The sequence below is a fragment of the Paenibacillus lutimineralis genome, assembly GCF_003991425.1.
GTDB classification, from domain to species: Bacteria; Bacillota; Bacilli; order Paenibacillales; family Paenibacillaceae; genus Fontibacillus; species Fontibacillus lutimineralis.
In genome coordinates this window covers 1,498,130-1,513,912 of record NZ_CP034346.1, presented here as the reverse complement: position 1 = coordinate 1,513,912, position 15,783 = coordinate 1,498,130, and the positions used below count along the sequence as shown (strand labels likewise).

General features: G+C 47.8%; 11 protein-coding genes. 1 reads left to right on the top strand and 10 read right to left on the bottom strand.

Going from position 1 to position 15,783, the window contains the following annotated elements; translation table 11 throughout:
• Window positions 1-52: 52 nt before the first annotated feature.
• The 6 genes from EI981_RS06390 to EI981_RS06365 form a co-directional block, all read right to left on the bottom strand.
• A complete protein-coding gene (locus tag EI981_RS06390) occupies window positions 53-1,546 on the bottom strand; it encodes an ABC transporter substrate-binding protein (RefSeq protein ID WP_227011725.1) in 1,494 nt (497 codons plus the stop codon).
• A 78-nt stretch (window positions 1,547-1,624) separates the two neighbouring features.
• Window positions 1,625-2,380, bottom strand: a complete 756-nt coding sequence (locus tag EI981_RS06385; RefSeq protein WP_126996463.1) for a response regulator transcription factor — start codon at window positions 2,378-2,380, stop codon at window positions 1,625-1,627.
• Complete coding sequence (locus EI981_RS06380; protein ID WP_227011724.1) at window positions 2,355-4,112, bottom strand: sensor histidine kinase; 1,758 nt, start codon at window positions 4,110-4,112, stop codon at window positions 2,355-2,357. The genes EI981_RS06385 and EI981_RS06380 overlap by 26 nt, the downstream gene beginning before the upstream one ends.
• Before the next feature lie 124 nt (window positions 4,113-4,236).
• Complete coding sequence (locus EI981_RS06375; protein ID WP_126996459.1) at window positions 4,237-5,748, bottom strand: ABC transporter substrate-binding protein; 1,512 nt, start codon at window positions 5,746-5,748, stop codon at window positions 4,237-4,239.
• An 84-nt stretch (window positions 5,749-5,832) separates the two neighbouring features.
• The gene (locus tag EI981_RS06370; RefSeq protein WP_126996457.1) at window positions 5,833-6,762 is read right to left on the bottom strand and encodes a carbohydrate ABC transporter permease; all 930 of its coding nucleotides are present in this window, start codon (window positions 6,760-6,762) and stop codon (window positions 5,833-5,835) included.
• Window positions 6,763-6,775: 13 nt separating this feature from the next.
• Window positions 6,776-7,717, bottom strand: coding sequence for an ABC transporter permease (locus EI981_RS06365; RefSeq protein ID WP_126996455.1), 942 nt, complete (start codon window positions 7,715-7,717; stop codon window positions 6,776-6,778).
• Between the two features lie 456 nt (window positions 7,718-8,173).
• Between EI981_RS06365 and EI981_RS06360 the strand changes: the two genes are divergently transcribed.
• The gene (locus EI981_RS06360) at window positions 8,174-9,463 is read left to right on the top strand and encodes an MFS transporter (protein WP_237172646.1); all 1,290 of its coding nucleotides are present in this window, start codon (window positions 8,174-8,176) and stop codon (window positions 9,461-9,463) included.
• 137 nt (window positions 9,464-9,600) lie between these two features.
• On the opposite strand, the gene EI981_RS06355 is transcribed toward EI981_RS06360, so the two are convergent.
• The 4 genes from EI981_RS06355 to EI981_RS06345 all read right to left on the bottom strand — a co-directional run bounded on the left by EI981_RS06355 (window position 9,601) and on the right by EI981_RS06345 (window position 15,733).
• Complete coding sequence (locus EI981_RS06355; RefSeq protein WP_126996451.1) at window positions 9,601-10,476, bottom strand: amidohydrolase family protein; 876 nt, start codon at window positions 10,474-10,476, stop codon at window positions 9,601-9,603.
• Window positions 10,463-12,403: a hypothetical protein gene (locus tag EI981_RS29430; protein WP_227011723.1), complete on the bottom strand. Its 1,941-nt coding sequence runs from the start codon at window positions 12,401-12,403 to the stop codon at window positions 10,463-10,465. Before EI981_RS29430 ends, EI981_RS06355 begins: the two co-directional genes overlap by 14 nt.
• A 9-nt stretch (window positions 12,404-12,412) precedes the next feature.
• Window positions 12,413-13,633, bottom strand: a complete 1,221-nt coding sequence (locus EI981_RS29425) for a GNAT family N-acetyltransferase (RefSeq protein WP_227011722.1) — start codon at window positions 13,631-13,633, stop codon at window positions 12,413-12,415.
• Between the two features lie 423 nt (window positions 13,634-14,056).
• Window positions 14,057-15,733: an S-layer homology domain-containing protein gene (locus EI981_RS06345; RefSeq protein ID WP_126996449.1), complete on the bottom strand. Its 1,677-nt coding sequence runs from the start codon at window positions 15,731-15,733 to the stop codon at window positions 14,057-14,059.
• Window positions 15,734-15,783 lie beyond the last annotated feature (50 nt).

Here is a 15,783-nt window from a genome sequence, read left to right as displayed (position 1 = left end):
CAGCCATCTGATGATGGAGCTGAACTGGCTTTTGTGTGTCTAATCTTAAAATTCACTTTCTATTGTGCTCAGTACGCCAGTCGTCAAGTTGCTTCTGGACCTCCGCTCGTACTTCATCGATTCCTGCCTGTTTGAGCTCCTCATTGAACTTTGGCAGCTCAGCGTCCACATCCAGGCTTCCTGTCATCAGGCTGGGATAATATTTCTCCCAGACCATTTCAATATTCTTCCGCTGAATCGGCATGCGGGATAAATCCGGCGTAAATCCAAGCAAGCTTGATTTAAGCGCCTGGCTGTTCGAGCCGCGGAACTGCTCCCACTTATCCAGAGGGTCAGGAGCATCCCCCCCCATGGTCTTCAGGATAAACCAGTTGCCCTGGGTATACTGTACTCCCGAATAGTCTGGCGGTGCATCCGATACAGATTCCCCATTGCTATCCTTCGGCCTTATAAGTACTACTTGACCATTTGAATCCAGATTATAATGCACCCCCTCAATCCCGTAATTGAATAGATTGCGAACCTCGGGATCGGTATTTAACACATTTAGAAATTTCATGACCTCTACAGGATGCTTCGTATCCGCACTAACCGCCATAATTCCTCCCCGCACAGATTCTGTCGTGACAAGCAAAGGGGTTACCGGATGAGCCACCACCTTATATCCACGATCCTTGCTCCAGCTATTCTCCGAGAGCGGGCCCCCTCCTGCAGCTTTCCAGAAGACTCGTTCATTACGCTTCAGCCCCTGGGTCTCCCGTAAAGCGGCATCCTCATTAATATAACCCGCCGTGTAATATCGTCTGAGCGTATTCAGCACCTTTCTCGCTTCCTTCGTCTCGAAAATATTGACAACCGGAGCATCCGGATCTTGGGACAGGACCATGAGGGGAAGCTTTTTGTCGATAATATATTCATAACCATCCAATGCAAAAAAATTATTAGAATCCTTATCCAGCTCCATGGGCTGATAGGAAGGCTCTTTTTCTTTGATCATTTTAAGCAGTGGTTCAAGCGATTCCAGTGTATTGTACCGGGAAATATCAATATTGTACTTTCTTACGAGCTCCTCCGGATACATCCACTGCTCCCGCGTGGCCAGCTCCTTGTTGGTTGGTACGCCGTAAATGCCGCCATCATTCATTCGTACCCCTTCCCAAAAAATAGGATCGATCGCGTCATACATTTCTTTACTGACGCTTGAGAGATAGTCATCCAGCCTCAGCCAGGCCCCCCGTTGAATGTAGGTGGCGTATTCCGGAGCAAAAGCGATATCAAAGGGAGTACCCGCAGACACCATCGTATTCAGCCGCTCTTCATACTCTTGCCACCCTACTTTAATGTAAGTCATTGTGATGCCGATTTTTTGAGCCAAAATCTCGTTGATTTTATCATTGACTATCTTCAGATCCTTGTCTGGCTCCCCAATCGTATAATAGATAAGATTCACCGTGTCTTCGTCAGAGAGACTCTCCTCTCTATGGCCAGCGAACCAAGAACATCCTGTCAAAGACAAGACAACTCCCATTGTGGTTATAAGAAACATAACGAGCCCCCCCATTCTAAGGGGATGTTTCTGCCGCCGCATAATGTCTCTCCTTTCTGTCACTGCCAAGTTTCATATCTATTTCCTTAAATCTGACGGCGACTTGCCGAAGAAGCTGTGAAAATGCATGTAAAAATAGCCCGGATTCGAATATCCCACCGATTGAGCGATACTGGCTATCTTCTCGTCCGTGGATAAAATCCGTTCACGAGCCCGAAGCATCCGGTAGGCCATGATGTATTCCGAAAATTTCATCTGAGTTTCCTTTAGAAACAGCTGCCCCAAGTAGGTGCCATTCATACGGAACTGTTCCGCCACCATCTTCAACGTGATGTTCTGAGTATATTCCGTCTTGACCATCAGCAGGATGCGATTGACCAGCTTGGACAAGCTGTCATAACGAACTCCAAGCACGGGATCGATGTTGACATCATCATGATCTGCCCCTTCAAGAGTGCCGTGCAAATCTTCAACAATTATTTTCTCAACAACCTGCTGCAGCTTCGTACGATTCACCGGCTTGAGCAGATAATCCTTAACCCCACACCTGATAGCTTCCTGAGCGTATTCAAATTCACTGTAACCGCTCATGATAATATATTTTGCCGGTAGGCCCAGCTCGTTAAGCCTGCGTATGGCATCGTAACCCCGATCCTTACCGATACATACATCAAAGATCGCTAGATCGGGATAGAACGCCACGGCCTTCGATATAGCATCCTCTATCGTCTCGCTCGTCTCGATAGAGCCGAAGCCATATTTCTCCCAATCCAGGGTCCGTTTCATTCCCTCTAAAATCTGAGGCTCATCATCCACAATCAGAAGTTTGTACATGTAAACCGACCTCCTTTGGAATGATTACAGAAATCTTTACACCAGCTTCTTCGTTATTCCCAATCTTCATGGCATAACCCTCACCATAGAAAAAATGCAGCCGGGTATGCACGTTATGCAGACCAATGCTCTTAACTGGGGTATCATCCTTGCGATATAAAGTATCGCGGATTTCATTCAGCCGCTCCTCGGCAATCCACTTGCCATTATCCACAATTTCTAGTATGAAATGCTCCTCTGCTTCACATCCATTAATGACTAACAGATTGAACCCATTGCTTGGATTAAAGCCGTGAACGAAAAAGTTCTCAGCGAGAGGCTGCATCCAGAATTTAACCGTAGGCAGCGACAAAAGTGCCTTTTCTACGTTAATTTGATAATAAAACCGGTCCGGATATTTAAACTCCATGATTTTGAGATATTCCTGCAGTAAAGACAGCTCTTTGCCAATGGTAATAATATTTTCATGTTTCACTATGTCGCGATAGAGGGCGCCCAGAGCTGCAATGGCATCAGAAGTGTCAACGTCGCTATTTACTAATGCTCTCGAGCGGATCGCCTCTAACGTATTGTATAGGAAGTGCGGATTAATTTGATTTTGAAGCGCTTTCATTTCGGTCTCTTGCTGCTTCAGCTTTAACAGATATTCTGTGCGGATATATTTATCCAGCTGTCTGGACATATCTTCTAATTCTCTTGAGATCATTTCATATTCGTTGCGTCGATAACGTGCGGGTGTCTCTGGCGTAAAATCTGCCGTTTTCACTCGTCCCATGGAATGAATAATATGATGGAGAAATCTGGCATCATCTCTTAGATTATGAACAATAAGCATTAGCACACTGATCATGGCTGACAGAACAATAAGAAATACACTAAGAAGCACACCTGCTTTATCTTTAATCATCATGCCTAGATCTACTAAGCCAACGAACTGGTAATCGAACTTGGTAGAGGAAAACGTGACGAAAAAGACACTGTTAAGCCCACCCATAGAAAGATATCCTTGGCTGCGTCCATCCGCCACCGCTTGACGGGCCAACTCTTCGGTATAACGATTTGCCCCGACAATGGGGTAAACATCTCTGGATGCGCTGACGATCGCCGCTTGTTCAACGCGATAATTGCTGACATTTCTGAATATTCGGTCACTGCTGACCAAAAATCGAAATTCGCCCAACTGGCGCGAAATCTGGTTAGGGTCCGACAATTTTTTACGATAGACAAATCCCTTATGAATAGACTCTTGGAAAGCTTCGTCCGTGTTAGGAAGTTGGAACATGAAGCTTGCACTGCCATTGTTGTCAAAGCGGATCACGTTCCCCCGCTGCTCAGTATGCAAGCTTACTTGAATGATATCTCCCTGCCCCCCGCTATACAAGAAAGACTTCATATCATCCGGGAAAGACACGAGCGGCTGGTTATAGCGGCTTTCCTGAAGCCTGCTGGTAAGGTACCCTTCAGCGCTATGGTCCAGAAAACAGCGGACATCGGCCATTAAACCGCTGTTGGAGTACACCCGCTGCATATAGGCCTCGATACGATCGGCATTATATTGGAATGTATTTTCCACGCGGATAAAGGCACTGGCCGCCTCATTCCGGGCGTTATCCACCCACTGATACAGAAGTATAGCGCAGGTAAGAATGCCGATGGCCAAACCGATAGACACTACAAATACCGTATAAGCAATGAATTTGCCGCGATATATTTTAATCTGCAGAAAGGACAAGATGCGACGCCTCCTTTGCTATAGGCCTATGTATTCATAATATAGCATTACAAGCGGAATAGGAAAACTCGAACAGAGGCTAATCCCCTGTTCGAGCTTTCGAAACAACACCGTCATTTCATCATTATTTGAAATAAGCTTCAATCTGTTCCTGGGCAGCCTTCATGATGGCCTCCATACCTGCTGCTTTCATTTCAGCAACAATCTTTGGAACCATAACTTCTGGATCGGAAGCGCCTGTCATCAGTTCATAGCGATATTTATCCCAGACAGCCTTGGTATTGGCTACTTCGGTAGATAGATTACTAATATCCAAGGCAAAGCCCAAGATGGATGAGGAAGATGCTTCTTCATTCAGCTTGCGAACTTGCTCCCACTGATCTTCAGGAGCTCCCTTCGTCACAGCCAAATCAAAGAATGTTCCTTGTGTATAAGCAGCTAACGGCCAAGTATCCGTCTTCCGCTCGATCACCTTCTCACCATTCACATTGTCATAGTCCACACCGAGTTCACCAAAGGCCAGCATATTACGCAGTTTCGGATCCGTATTCACCAGCTCGAGATATTTCAAAGCTTCCTTCTTATATTTAGAGTTTGAGGAAATGGCATTTAAGGAACCCTGAATCGTACTGGTTGTAAACAGCGGACCAAAGGTTTTCACCATGTCGTATTTTTCTACGCCCTCAGTAATCTGCCAGTTCGCTTCTGCACCAGGGAACGCTTGAGCACTAAAGAACGCGCGGCCTTTATCCGGCTCTCCCTTAGTAGGAGCGTCCGGGTTAATGATGCCATCCTTATACCACTGATGCAGCAGTTTAAGATTTTCCATCACATCAGGTTGCTCCAATGCCGATACGACTTTGCGGGATGGATCATCAAACTTCACACCGATTGGCTGCAGGCCAAGGGTAAGATCATCATAACTATTCATAAATCCGCTGAATCCATCACTTTGGGTCAAAGGCAGCGGATAGAAGCTTTTGCCTTCCCCAGCTTTCATGTCTCGCAAAGGCTTGTCAAGATCCTGTAACGTTTTGATGTTATTCAAATCAATACCGTATTTCTGTACGAATTTGTTATCAAATACCCAATACTGAGTCACTGACGAGTCTTTATAGGTTGGAACAGAGTAAATTTTGCCGTCGATCTTGGTTCCATCCCAGACCTTTTCAGGAATAAGTTTGTATAATTCAGGCGATTCGCTTTGAACCAAGTCCGAGATATCGGCAAAAGCTCCCATCGACACCTGTTGATTGTATTTCGTATTGTTCGTGAACATAATGTCAAAAGGCTCACCCGTGTTCACAATCGTGTTGATCTTGGTATCCCAATCGCCCCAGCTCGCCACCTTGATATCGATTTTGACACCAATCTTCTCCGCTGTATACTCGTTCATGGCAGCGATTGCTTTATCAAAATTATCTGGAACCTGCCCCCCGATCGTCCACCATACCAGAGTAGGAATATCAGCTGTTTCTTTCGCCTTGTCCGTATTGCCCGAGTTTGTCTGAGCTGTGGAATTCGCATCTCCGCCAGAGCCTTCGGACTTGGAATTCGAGCCGCCGCATGCGGCAAGAGACGACATTAACAGCATGACAATGCAGAGTGTAGATAGAAGCTTCCATGATTTTTTCACAAATATTTACCCCCTTCTATGAATGTTCACCGTGTGCATGTTCTGAGATGATATGATAAACCAGAAAATCTGGTTTATTTCAGGTCAACCTTTGATAGCTCCCACCGTTAAACCGGAAATAAAGTATTTCTGGAAGAAAGGATACGCAAAGGCTACAGGAAGTACGATCAGAATCGCCACAGCCATCCGTGCGGTCTCTTTCGGCATAGTAGCGACTAGCATCGAATAGCTGACGCCCATGCTGGACGCATTTTTGGCCAGCGCATCTACATTGCTCATCAAATTATTCAGCAAGGCCTGCAGTGAATAGAGATCCTGATTGTTGATATACAGCATGGATTGGAACCAATCATTCCAATAAGCAAAGCATAGAAACAGACCGATGGTCGCCAAGACCGGCAGTGATATAGGTAAAATGATTGAGAAAAAGATACGAAACTGACTGGCGCCATCTATTTCCGCCGATTCGATGAGTCCATCTGGAATCGTGCTTTTGAAGAAAGTTTTACAAATAATTACGTTAAAGGAGGACACCGCTAACGGTAATATAAGTGCCCAAACCGTATCCTTCAGTCCAAGCAGATTCGAGTTAATATAGTAGCTGGATACCAAGCCGCCGTTAAATACCATCGGGATAAAGACGACCCAGGTCAGCAGTCCTTTTAATTTGTAATTCGATTGTGAAAGTACGTAGCCCATCGAAGTTGTCAAGAGCACGCCCAGAACGGTTCCAACCACGGTAACCAATACCGATACCCCTAATGCCCGAAGAATCATCGTACCTTGCTGGATGACAAAGCTATAAGACTCGGTTGATAACATGGTTGGAATCATATGATATCCCGTCTGCCTGATGGATTCTTCACTCGAAAGCGAGATGGAGAGGACCACTAACAAAGGGACCACACAGACCAGAGCGATTAGTATAAAAATCAGGTGAAAAAGAACATTCATTCCTTTACCAATTCGGTTAAACTTCTCAAGACCCGTCATTCCTTCAGCTCTTGATGCCATAGACTCGCCCCCTTTACATCATCGCGCTGTCCGGATCTATTCTGCGAACGATCCAGTTGGCGAGTAGAATGGTCAGACAGCCCATAACGGATTGCACAAATGCGGCAGCAGATGCCATGCCGACGGTAGCGGTCTTGAGCTGTTTATACACCAACACGTCTATGGTGGTGGTTACGTTAAATAAAGAGTTGGAATCCCTCGGGACCTGGAAGAACAAACCAAAATCCGTATAGAAGATCCGGCCGACCGCTAAAATGAACATCATCACAATAACCAGCTTCATCATCGGCAGAGTGATATACTTGGTCTGCTGCCAAATGGAAGCCCCGTCAATGACGGCCGCCTCATAGTAAGTACTATCAATACCGGTAATGGTAGCCAGATATACAACCATACCGTAGCCCAGACCCTTCCATATATTCATGAAAACTAAAAAGAACGGCCAATATTTGGGCTCCATATACCAGTTCACGGGTTCGCTGCCCATCTGGATCAACATCTGGTTCGCAATCCCCTTGTCGAAGCTCAAGAAAGCCCAAATGACTGCAGAGATAACTACCCAGGATAGGAAGTAAGGCAAGAACATCATCGTTTGATAGACTTTACCCGCTCTACGGTTATGCAGATGACCAATCATCAGCGCTAAGGTCACGGGAATTACAATGTTGAGAATAATGAACAAGAGATTATAGCCCAGTGTGTTGCGGATAATAATCCAGGCATCATTGGACTTGAACAGGAATTCAAAATTTTTGAATCCGGACCATGAGCTATTGAAGACATTGCTCAGAAATCCTCCCGTTATTTTGAAATTCTTGAAGGCGATGATAATGCCGAACATCGGCAAGAAGCAGAACAATATATACCAAACCGTAGTTGGCAACGCTAAGAGCGTCAGCTCGGTATCCTGTTTGCGCCAGCGCGTTCGCAAGCGTTTTTGTCCAGTCTTTTTCATGTTTATTCCGTCACCCCCATCGATGTATTGATGTATTTCTAATGCTCTTTAATTATAAAAGAAAGCGATTACATTTTTCTAGATAACAAACGTTATACTGCAGTCAAAAAACGTTATATATTCTTGATGAAATGATGTCTAGCATCCGTTTCAATGGATGTTTCTGCTCCAAATGAATGAAGCTCTGTTATTATTTCCGAGAGTTGGTAAACTTGCTCACAGGATATGATACAATTGTATAGGTTTATTTTTTCATTTAACTTATTTGGAGGCGTATTATACCATGCGGCAAAACAATTCTATAAGGGTACAACATTTAGGGGAAGACGCATAATTGACCCTATAAACTGCGATTCCCCTTCATCTTAAAGGGGTTATATGCAAGTGTTACATCGAAATGAAGTCCACGCGTCACGATTCATTCTTTGGCTGAGCATTTTGACTTTTTTCAGCGTTATGAACGAAACCATGTTTAACGTATCATTGCCAGATATTGCCGCTTATTTTGATATTGCACCGTCAGCGGCCAATTGGACCAATACCTGCTTCTCGCTATCCTTTGCCATTGGCATCGCTGTGTACGGCAAGATATCGGAACATACAGGCATGAAAAAGCTGCTGTTATTCGGTATGCTGACCTACGGTTTCGGTTCGATTGTCGGCCTATGGTGTCATACCTGGTATCCAGGCGTGCTGATCGCGCGTTTTTTTCAGGGAGTTGGCGCTTCGGCAGTTCCATCGCTTATTATGGTGATCATCGTCAAGATTGTCGAACCGGGAAAACAGGGCAAGGCGTTCGGCCTGATTGGCTCTGTGGTTGCATTTGGCGAGGGGCTCGGCCCGGTCATCGGAGGTGCGATTTCCGACTACATTCATTGGTCCTTGTTATTTGCACTGCCATTGCTGTCGCTGCTAGCCCTTCCTTTCGTACTACGAACACTGCCTGACGAGACTTCGGAAAGAAAATCATTCGATATTACCGGCGCCGTTCTGCTGTCCGTTGGCATTCTCTCGTTTGCGCTGTTCACGACGTTGTACCATTGGATTTACCTGACTGCAAGCCTGGTTCTGTTCGAGCTTCTCGCTCTTCATATCCGTCGGCAGCAGGCACCGTTCCTGGAACCGTTCCTGTTTCGGAAGAAAAAGTATATTACCGGTGTGCTCACCGGTGCCTTGCTGCTCGGCACGGTCGCTGGTTTCTTTTCCATGGTTCCTTATCTGATGAGGGCGGTGCACCATATGCCGACCGGCCTCATTGGAAGCGCCATTCTGTTCCCGGGCACATTGAGCGTCATCTTGTTCGGGATGCTTGGCGGGATGCTGGCTGACCGCCGGGGCCATATCACCGCGATGTTGTCCGGGCTCGGCATGATTGTCGCCGGATTTCTGATCGTACTCTTCTATACGGACCGAGCGCCTTGGCTTATTACAGGTTCGATGATCCTGACGTTTGGCGGTCTTCCGTTTGTAAAAACTGTAATTTCGGCAAGTGTCGCCAAGACGTTAGAACCGGATGAAGCAGGTTCCGGCATGGGCATGCTCAACTTCGCCTGTTTCCTTGCCGAAGGTATTGGCATTGCCGGTGTGGGCGGACTGCTGACGAAGCCGTGGCTGAACTCTCCCCTAATCGCGACCGTAACCAGTCAAACAGCCGCGCTTTACAGCAATATGATGCTAATTTTTATTGCGCTCGTGACGTTAGGCGGCCTCCTGTTCGCCCTGTCGTACAAGCGCAATCGTCAATGATTTATTCCTTGCAGCCTGAACATCCTTTTACCATAAATAAGCCATCCCCTTCACTTTATCTAAGGGGATGGCTTATTATCTTATACTTCATTCTCCTTCACTTCATTGCGACAGTGGCTCTGCTGACGCCGATGGTCTCAAAGCGCCGCGATCCGCTGCTGAATACGCGGAAACAGTCCAAAGGCATTCTCGTAAAATACCTTCTCGTGATACTGCTCAGGCACGAGCCTGCGGACGAATTCAGCATACTGGTCGATCGGTGCGAGCGGCCAGTCGGTTCCGAACAACATTTTCTCGTAATGATCACAGTACACCAGCGCCCGGCGAAAATGGTCCATGAACAGCGGTTCGTTCATAAACCGTTCAAAATGGGGCCGATCGCCGACGACAAGTCCGGACAAATCGGCGTAGACGTTCGGGTTCTTGGCCACCACTTCGGCGGCATCCATCACCCAGGGATCACCCAGATGGCAGATCATGAAGTTCACGCCGCGCTGCTGGTAAGCCAATTCATCTACGGTAAGCGGATGCGAATACTTGAGTAATCCGTTCATCGAGTAGGTATCGCCAGTATGAATCACCACGGGCATACCGTACTTTGCAGCCAATTCATAGATCGGTGTGTAGATTTTGTCATAGACGTAATGATGATAATACCCGGCATACAGCTTGATTCCCGCTACTTCGGGAGCTTGCAGCCTTGCTTCGATCCGGTCCAGCTCCTCCAGAGCGTGCTTCCCGATGAGCATGTTCGGATTGATGCCGACGCATTCCATTAAAAATGGTGGAATGCTATCTTCTAAGTCAAGCCCCATCGGATTGGGTGAACTGGAATCGGGAAAGGCTCCCTTCGTCTGCTCCGTAACACCCATTCCGATGCCGAGAATGACGTCGTTCTTGTCAAACTCTGCCTTGAGGCCGGCGGCGGTGTAATCAACCTTAGATTGATCAATCGCGGTTTGATGAAAACTGTCGATGTCCGACAGATGAATATGAATGTCAATGATCGGCATGTAAGGTCTCCTTTTCGTCGGTAGGGCTAGCAAAGGTCAGCTTCTGAAGGTCACGGACATCCTCCGGATTCAGATCGATTCGACCTAAGATTAGAAAAGTCGGCTGTGTCTCGGCGATTCCCCCATTCAGAAGTGAAAGGTGATGATTCACACCGTGACTAAACACCTTGTTATTCACATATGCTGATGAACTCTGATTGTCATAATTATTCACTACATGCAGCATGTTGTGACGAGAAATCGCGCCAATTCGCAAAAGTCCCTTGGAATGAAGCTGGGCTTCCAGCTTCCCTAGAAGAAACCTTCCTTCCCCAGGGATTTCCATCCACCCTTCGGAGAAGACAGGCGATGGCTTGATGAAATTATCATCCGTGAGTGAATAATGCGGCAGAACCATGCCACTTTCGTTGGTCACCGAATGAAGCACGCAGAGAACAGGGACACCGGGCAGCATAAGGTAATGCTGGTCGATCGTGATCCCCCGATTTGCTTCCTGCTTCTCGATGACAGTGGTCATTCGGAGCCCCTTCCAGACGTTGCCGTGCACATCCACCCGCTCCGCCCAAGTCGCACTTCTCGGCTCCTGTTGTCGGCTGAAGCCACTCATGCCGGGGATATCCACGCCGAGTCCGCCGTACCAGGGATTCCACCAAGAACGCGGGGCCACTTCCGGATACGAACTGTCCAACCATTCTTCGCCTTCGTGCTTCAGGGAATGCACGACGCTGCCGAAACCAGGAGCAGCCGCTATGGAGAGAATCCCGTTACTTACCGTGTACACGGGACCTGCCGCGCCTTCCTCCAGCCCGCAAACGACGGCTGCTTCCGTTTGGGGGAGCCAGAGAGCCGACCGCTCCTGAACCCAATCCTCACCGCGATAGACGGCACGGACCTTCCAACCGGATTCACCATTTCCCGGGTCTTGCTTTTCCCCATGGGAGAACTCATAGCTCACAGAACTAAGGTCCTGCTCCCTTTGCAACTTCATGTCGGCAACCTTCCACTCCGGATTCTCACCGTTTTGCACGTACAGTTCCAAGCTACCGGCGAGCGGAACCATCTTTCTTTCGATAAGTTCTGCATTCAGCGGCCCAGCCAAGAACGGATTTCCGCCGCCAAGCGCCAGTTCTAGATGATCGTCCAGCATCGGTACTACCGGGTTCCGCAGCTTCCGTGCGAAGGAGCGAAAATCCCACCACTTGGCGAAGGTGTTCAGTGCAAACACGGTCGTCTTCGTCCGCACGACGGCTCCGCCAGAAATTCGGCCCAGATCATGCTCCAGCCCAAGCGGGTATTCTGGGCGAAGCAGCTTCAAGGAAGGGTCCCAACAGATACCGCAACCGACGTTCCTATCCTTGTTGAACAGCCAGTTCTCCGTGATCTGGGCGCTGTCCCAAAGATTCGGATCGCTGGAGTAAGCATCGCCCATGTCCACATAATGGCCCTGGTATGGCAGGATAAGCCTGTTGCCGAAGAAACCGAAACTCGTCAGCAGATACATGTTCTCTTCCAGCCCTTTGCTGCTGGTATTGCAGATTTCGTGATAAAATTCGGCGATGCCGCTTGCGAACAGCTTGGCCACCGACTTTATCTCCAGGCCGGGAAAGTCTTCCGACTCGTAGAGAGCTTCAAGTACCTGACTCTCCCCTTCTGCGTAGATCTTCACTTCTTTAGCCTGCTTCTTGGAGAATTCTTCTGCAAACGGCTTACCCAGCTTCGGATAGTTCCACCAGAAACTGTGATGGGAGCCAGGATATTCGATCCACATGTTATTATTTAGCTTATCCAGATGGAGGGAGAATGCGCCGTTCACGGCGATCCACTGTTCCCCGGCTTCCCCACCGAATCGGCCGTGCGTTCCCTTCATCAGGACTGACAGCTTGCTTGTGAAGGAAACCGCCTTTTGTTCAACCGGAACTGCCGTCACCTCAACCTCTCACGAGTAGAGTCCGTAGGACCGCAAGATGAAGGATACCGGGACAGAGGCTTTGCCCTTAGCTGGAAGCGTGAAGCGTACCGCACGATTGGCCCATTCCACGCATTTATCCTCTGGCCATTCAAAAGCAAACTCCGCTTCCGAGGCAAAATGGTTCTCCACGTTCAAATATAGCTCGGCCGGAATGCCCGGATAAAGCTCCTTGACTGGCAGCGCCGTCTTCATCTTTACCGGAAATTTCGGAGCGATGCCTATGCGGAACTCGGCCCGCTTGCCACCGATAATCCATTGGCTCATCACAACGGGATGGGTCTTCTTGTCATTCTGCTCCTCCTGGACCGGGATAAGCTCGAATTCCCCCTCCACGATGACCGTTTCTCCCGGAGCGATCGTTTGTGCAGCAGTCAGCGCAAAACGAATACTCTTGTCGTCCTGGCCATTAATCTCAATTGCCAGCTCGGAAGCCGAGCGGTTCTTGATGCGATAGCAAACCTTGTAGGCGGAACCGAACACAAGATCGTGATCGTCGATTTCGGTGGAGATTGCATAGTCAGGCGTGTCCAGAGCGGTCAGCCCTCGACCGGACTTTTCGAATTCCGCTCGTACGAAGAGATCTCCCTTACCCCAGGTGTATTCAAAAAAATCGAAGCCGCGCTCCCTACGACCATCCGGCTCGATGACGAGCTCGCGGGTGCTGTCTGCATACCAATCGAGTTCCTCAAAATAAGGAGCGAGCGCTTCGGTTTGCAAGATGGTCGGAATGAAGTTCATCAAGTGGACGTAATCATCATTTTTTTCCCAGAAGAACCCACATTTCTTGTACATCGGCACGGCTTTGGTGTTGCCTGCCCAGGTAAACAGATCTAGGCGTGGCCACCCTGCTTCAACTGTCTTGCGGACGGCATTCAAGATCAGATTGCGGCCGACCTTGTAGCCGTGATAATCGGGCCGCACATTCAACAGCGGTACATACAGGGCCCCTTCGTCATGACGGTAATGGGCGAAACTGCAGAAGCCGACAACCTCCTTGCCATCGACGGCGAGAAACGCATGAAGATTGGACGAAATCTCCATCTCCCGGCGCACAGTGTCCTCCGTTCTCAGCTTGGTGCCGCCTCCCCAACTTTCGTTGCTGCAGTTCCACATATCAGCGAGCGCCCCAGCGTAGGAAGGGTCATATTCGATAATGCGGATTTGTTCCGCGGTGGAATTTGTTGTCATGCTCTCATCTCCTCATCATCAACTGAGAATATGTAAGGTGTTGCATAACACTTCACGAAGTTCGTGAATTACGGATTACGCTTAATAAAAATGAACACACCTTGATAGACCCTATGAGCTATAGACTTATCATACTATGAAATGGAAGTATTTAACTACATAACAATCGCTTTAAAAGAAAAACTCCTGCCTAGGGCAGAAGCTTCTAAAAATTTGATATATACGAACATCTCATAAGAACGAGATATTGTTGTCATTAAATATTCTAGCAAAGTGTTAGAGCCTGTCGTTATATTTCTTGATGAAGTATGGTTTAAATAATGGTTTAAAAGATAATTCAATTACACCGTCTGTTACCGCCAGTTCTTCGGCTTCATCCTCCATCAAAATTATCCGGTGGTTTTTCTGTGCTTTGGCCTTGCCTTATTTGTCCAGCAATTTAGCCAGCATGACATAGGCCTGTTCCTTGGTCAAATTATCTTTCGGGCGAAATTGATTCTTCCCCATTCCTTGAATCAGTCCCAGCTGATACGCGGCATAGGCATCTTGCTTGGCCCAGGAGGTAATCCCGGCATCATCTGCAAAGACTGAGCTTGTACCCTTCACAGTGACAGCATCACCGCCAAGCTTCTTATAGAGATTCATCAGCACGACGACCGCTTCCTGACGGGTAAGCTTCTTTTCGGGAGAGAATTGTCCTTCAGCAGTTCCCTGAATCAGCCCAAGCTTTGCAGCGTGAGAGATCCTGGCTTGATCGATATCGCTGAACGGGCTTACTATCCCCTGCATTTCATAACTTGTCTTATATTTATACAAATTAAAGGCGATATACGTAAACTCCTTACGGTTGATTTGGCTTGCATGATTGTTGCCTTCAAGACCATCCAGCAGCGAATGTTCGCTAAGCTTTAGATAATCCTCCTTAGCCCAAGGGCTGATCTGAACCGTATTCACTGTTGGACTCGTTGGTTGTTCTATCGGTTGTTCTGTCTCCTGTTTAGCCTTGAAGAACTGAGTATCGTACGAAAGCGAGAGCTGTTTACCGCTTGCCTTGCCATAGAGTCCTGTCACTTCGACATGGAACTGATCCTCTGCCTTGTATTCCATTGCTAAATCCGGACGGAAAATAATGCAGTAAGGGATCCCGTAACCGCCTTTATTCACGGTAAAATACTTGCCCGCTTTATCCCGATCATCCGCACTGAAGTTCCATACCTTGCCATCGGACTGACGGGTCATTTTAACCGTGACACTACTTGTCTTTGTATTATCATAAATATCCGGATTCAGCGAGATCGACCATGGGTCCTTGTCATGCCATACTTCAAGCGGGAACTGTCCTGCTGCTGGCCAAGCAATATATTCATAAGTGACTTCTCCTGCAGGCCGAGACTTATCGAAGGAATACATATTGGAATAAGCAACTTCATGTGTTCCCGACTGCCCTAACGCAGCGCCGAACATCGTCTTCTTCATACTCGGATTGAGTATCCAACGTCGATGCCCAACCCTATCGATATTGCCCGTGCTCGAATCGGCCATATATAGATCCACCACGGCTTCCATGAAATTATCCGCCCCATAAGCGATATTGCTGCTCTTGGCTCCATTGGCTCCGAGGCTGTATAGACTTGCACTCATGCCCTGAGGCTGTGCTGGATAATGATTCAATTCCCCATGTATAGCATTGAGCAATGCTGCTGCCTGCTGCTGATCGCCGAGCGTAAGATCCGCTTCGATATCATCTGGAAGACCAGCCAAATAACGAACCCAGTTCACTGCCTTAACGCCTTCCAATATGTATGCTTCCTGCAACTTCCCCGGAGAATAAGGGGAACTTATGACGGGCTTCTCTTCATAAGCCTCTTTCCATAGGTACTCTTCATCGGTCCGCACCGATACGTACTCCTTCATCTTCTGCACGATCTCCGTACGCGTATGCTGCTGTACATGCTCATTTACATCATGCTTGGCATAAGCAGCGTTAGCAGATAGAATCGTTGTCATAAATACAGCTGCAGCTGCAGCGATCGTTAATATCCCTCCTTTACTTCTGATTGGCTTCGCCCATTGCAGCCGGGATGCGATCTTCTTGTCCATTTCTCTAACCCCTCTTCTTGATGAATCATATTTCTTTCTTCTTTATGTCG

Bases quoted from the DNA above. Each gene is read 5' to 3' on its own strand.
- EI981_RS06390 (WP_227011725.1), bottom strand. From the start codon at position 1,546: ATGTTTCTTATAACCACAATGGGAGTTGTCTTGTCTTTGACAGGATGT.
- EI981_RS06385 (WP_126996463.1), bottom strand. From the start codon at position 2,380: ATGTACAAACTTCTGATTGTGGATGATGAGCCTCAGATTTTAGAGGGA.
- EI981_RS06370 (WP_126996457.1), bottom strand. From the start codon at position 6,762: ATGGCATCAAGAGCTGAAGGAATGACGGGTCTTGAGAAGTTTAACCGA.
- EI981_RS06365 (WP_126996455.1), bottom strand. From the start codon at position 7,717: ATGAAAAAGACTGGACAAAAACGCTTGCGAACGCGCTGGCGCAAACAG.
- EI981_RS06360 (WP_237172646.1), top strand. From the start codon at position 8,174: ATGAACGAAACCATGTTTAACGTATCATTGCCAGATATTGCCGCTTAT.
- EI981_RS06355 (WP_126996451.1), bottom strand. From the start codon at position 10,476: ATGCCGATCATTGACATTCATATTCATCTGTCGGACATCGACAGTTTT.
- EI981_RS29425 (WP_227011722.1), bottom strand. From the start codon at position 13,633: ATGACAACAAATTCCACCGCGGAACAAATCCGCATTATCGAATATGAC.
- EI981_RS06345 (WP_126996449.1), bottom strand. From the start codon at position 15,733: ATGGACAAGAAGATCGCATCCCGGCTGCAATGGGCGAAGCCAATCAGA.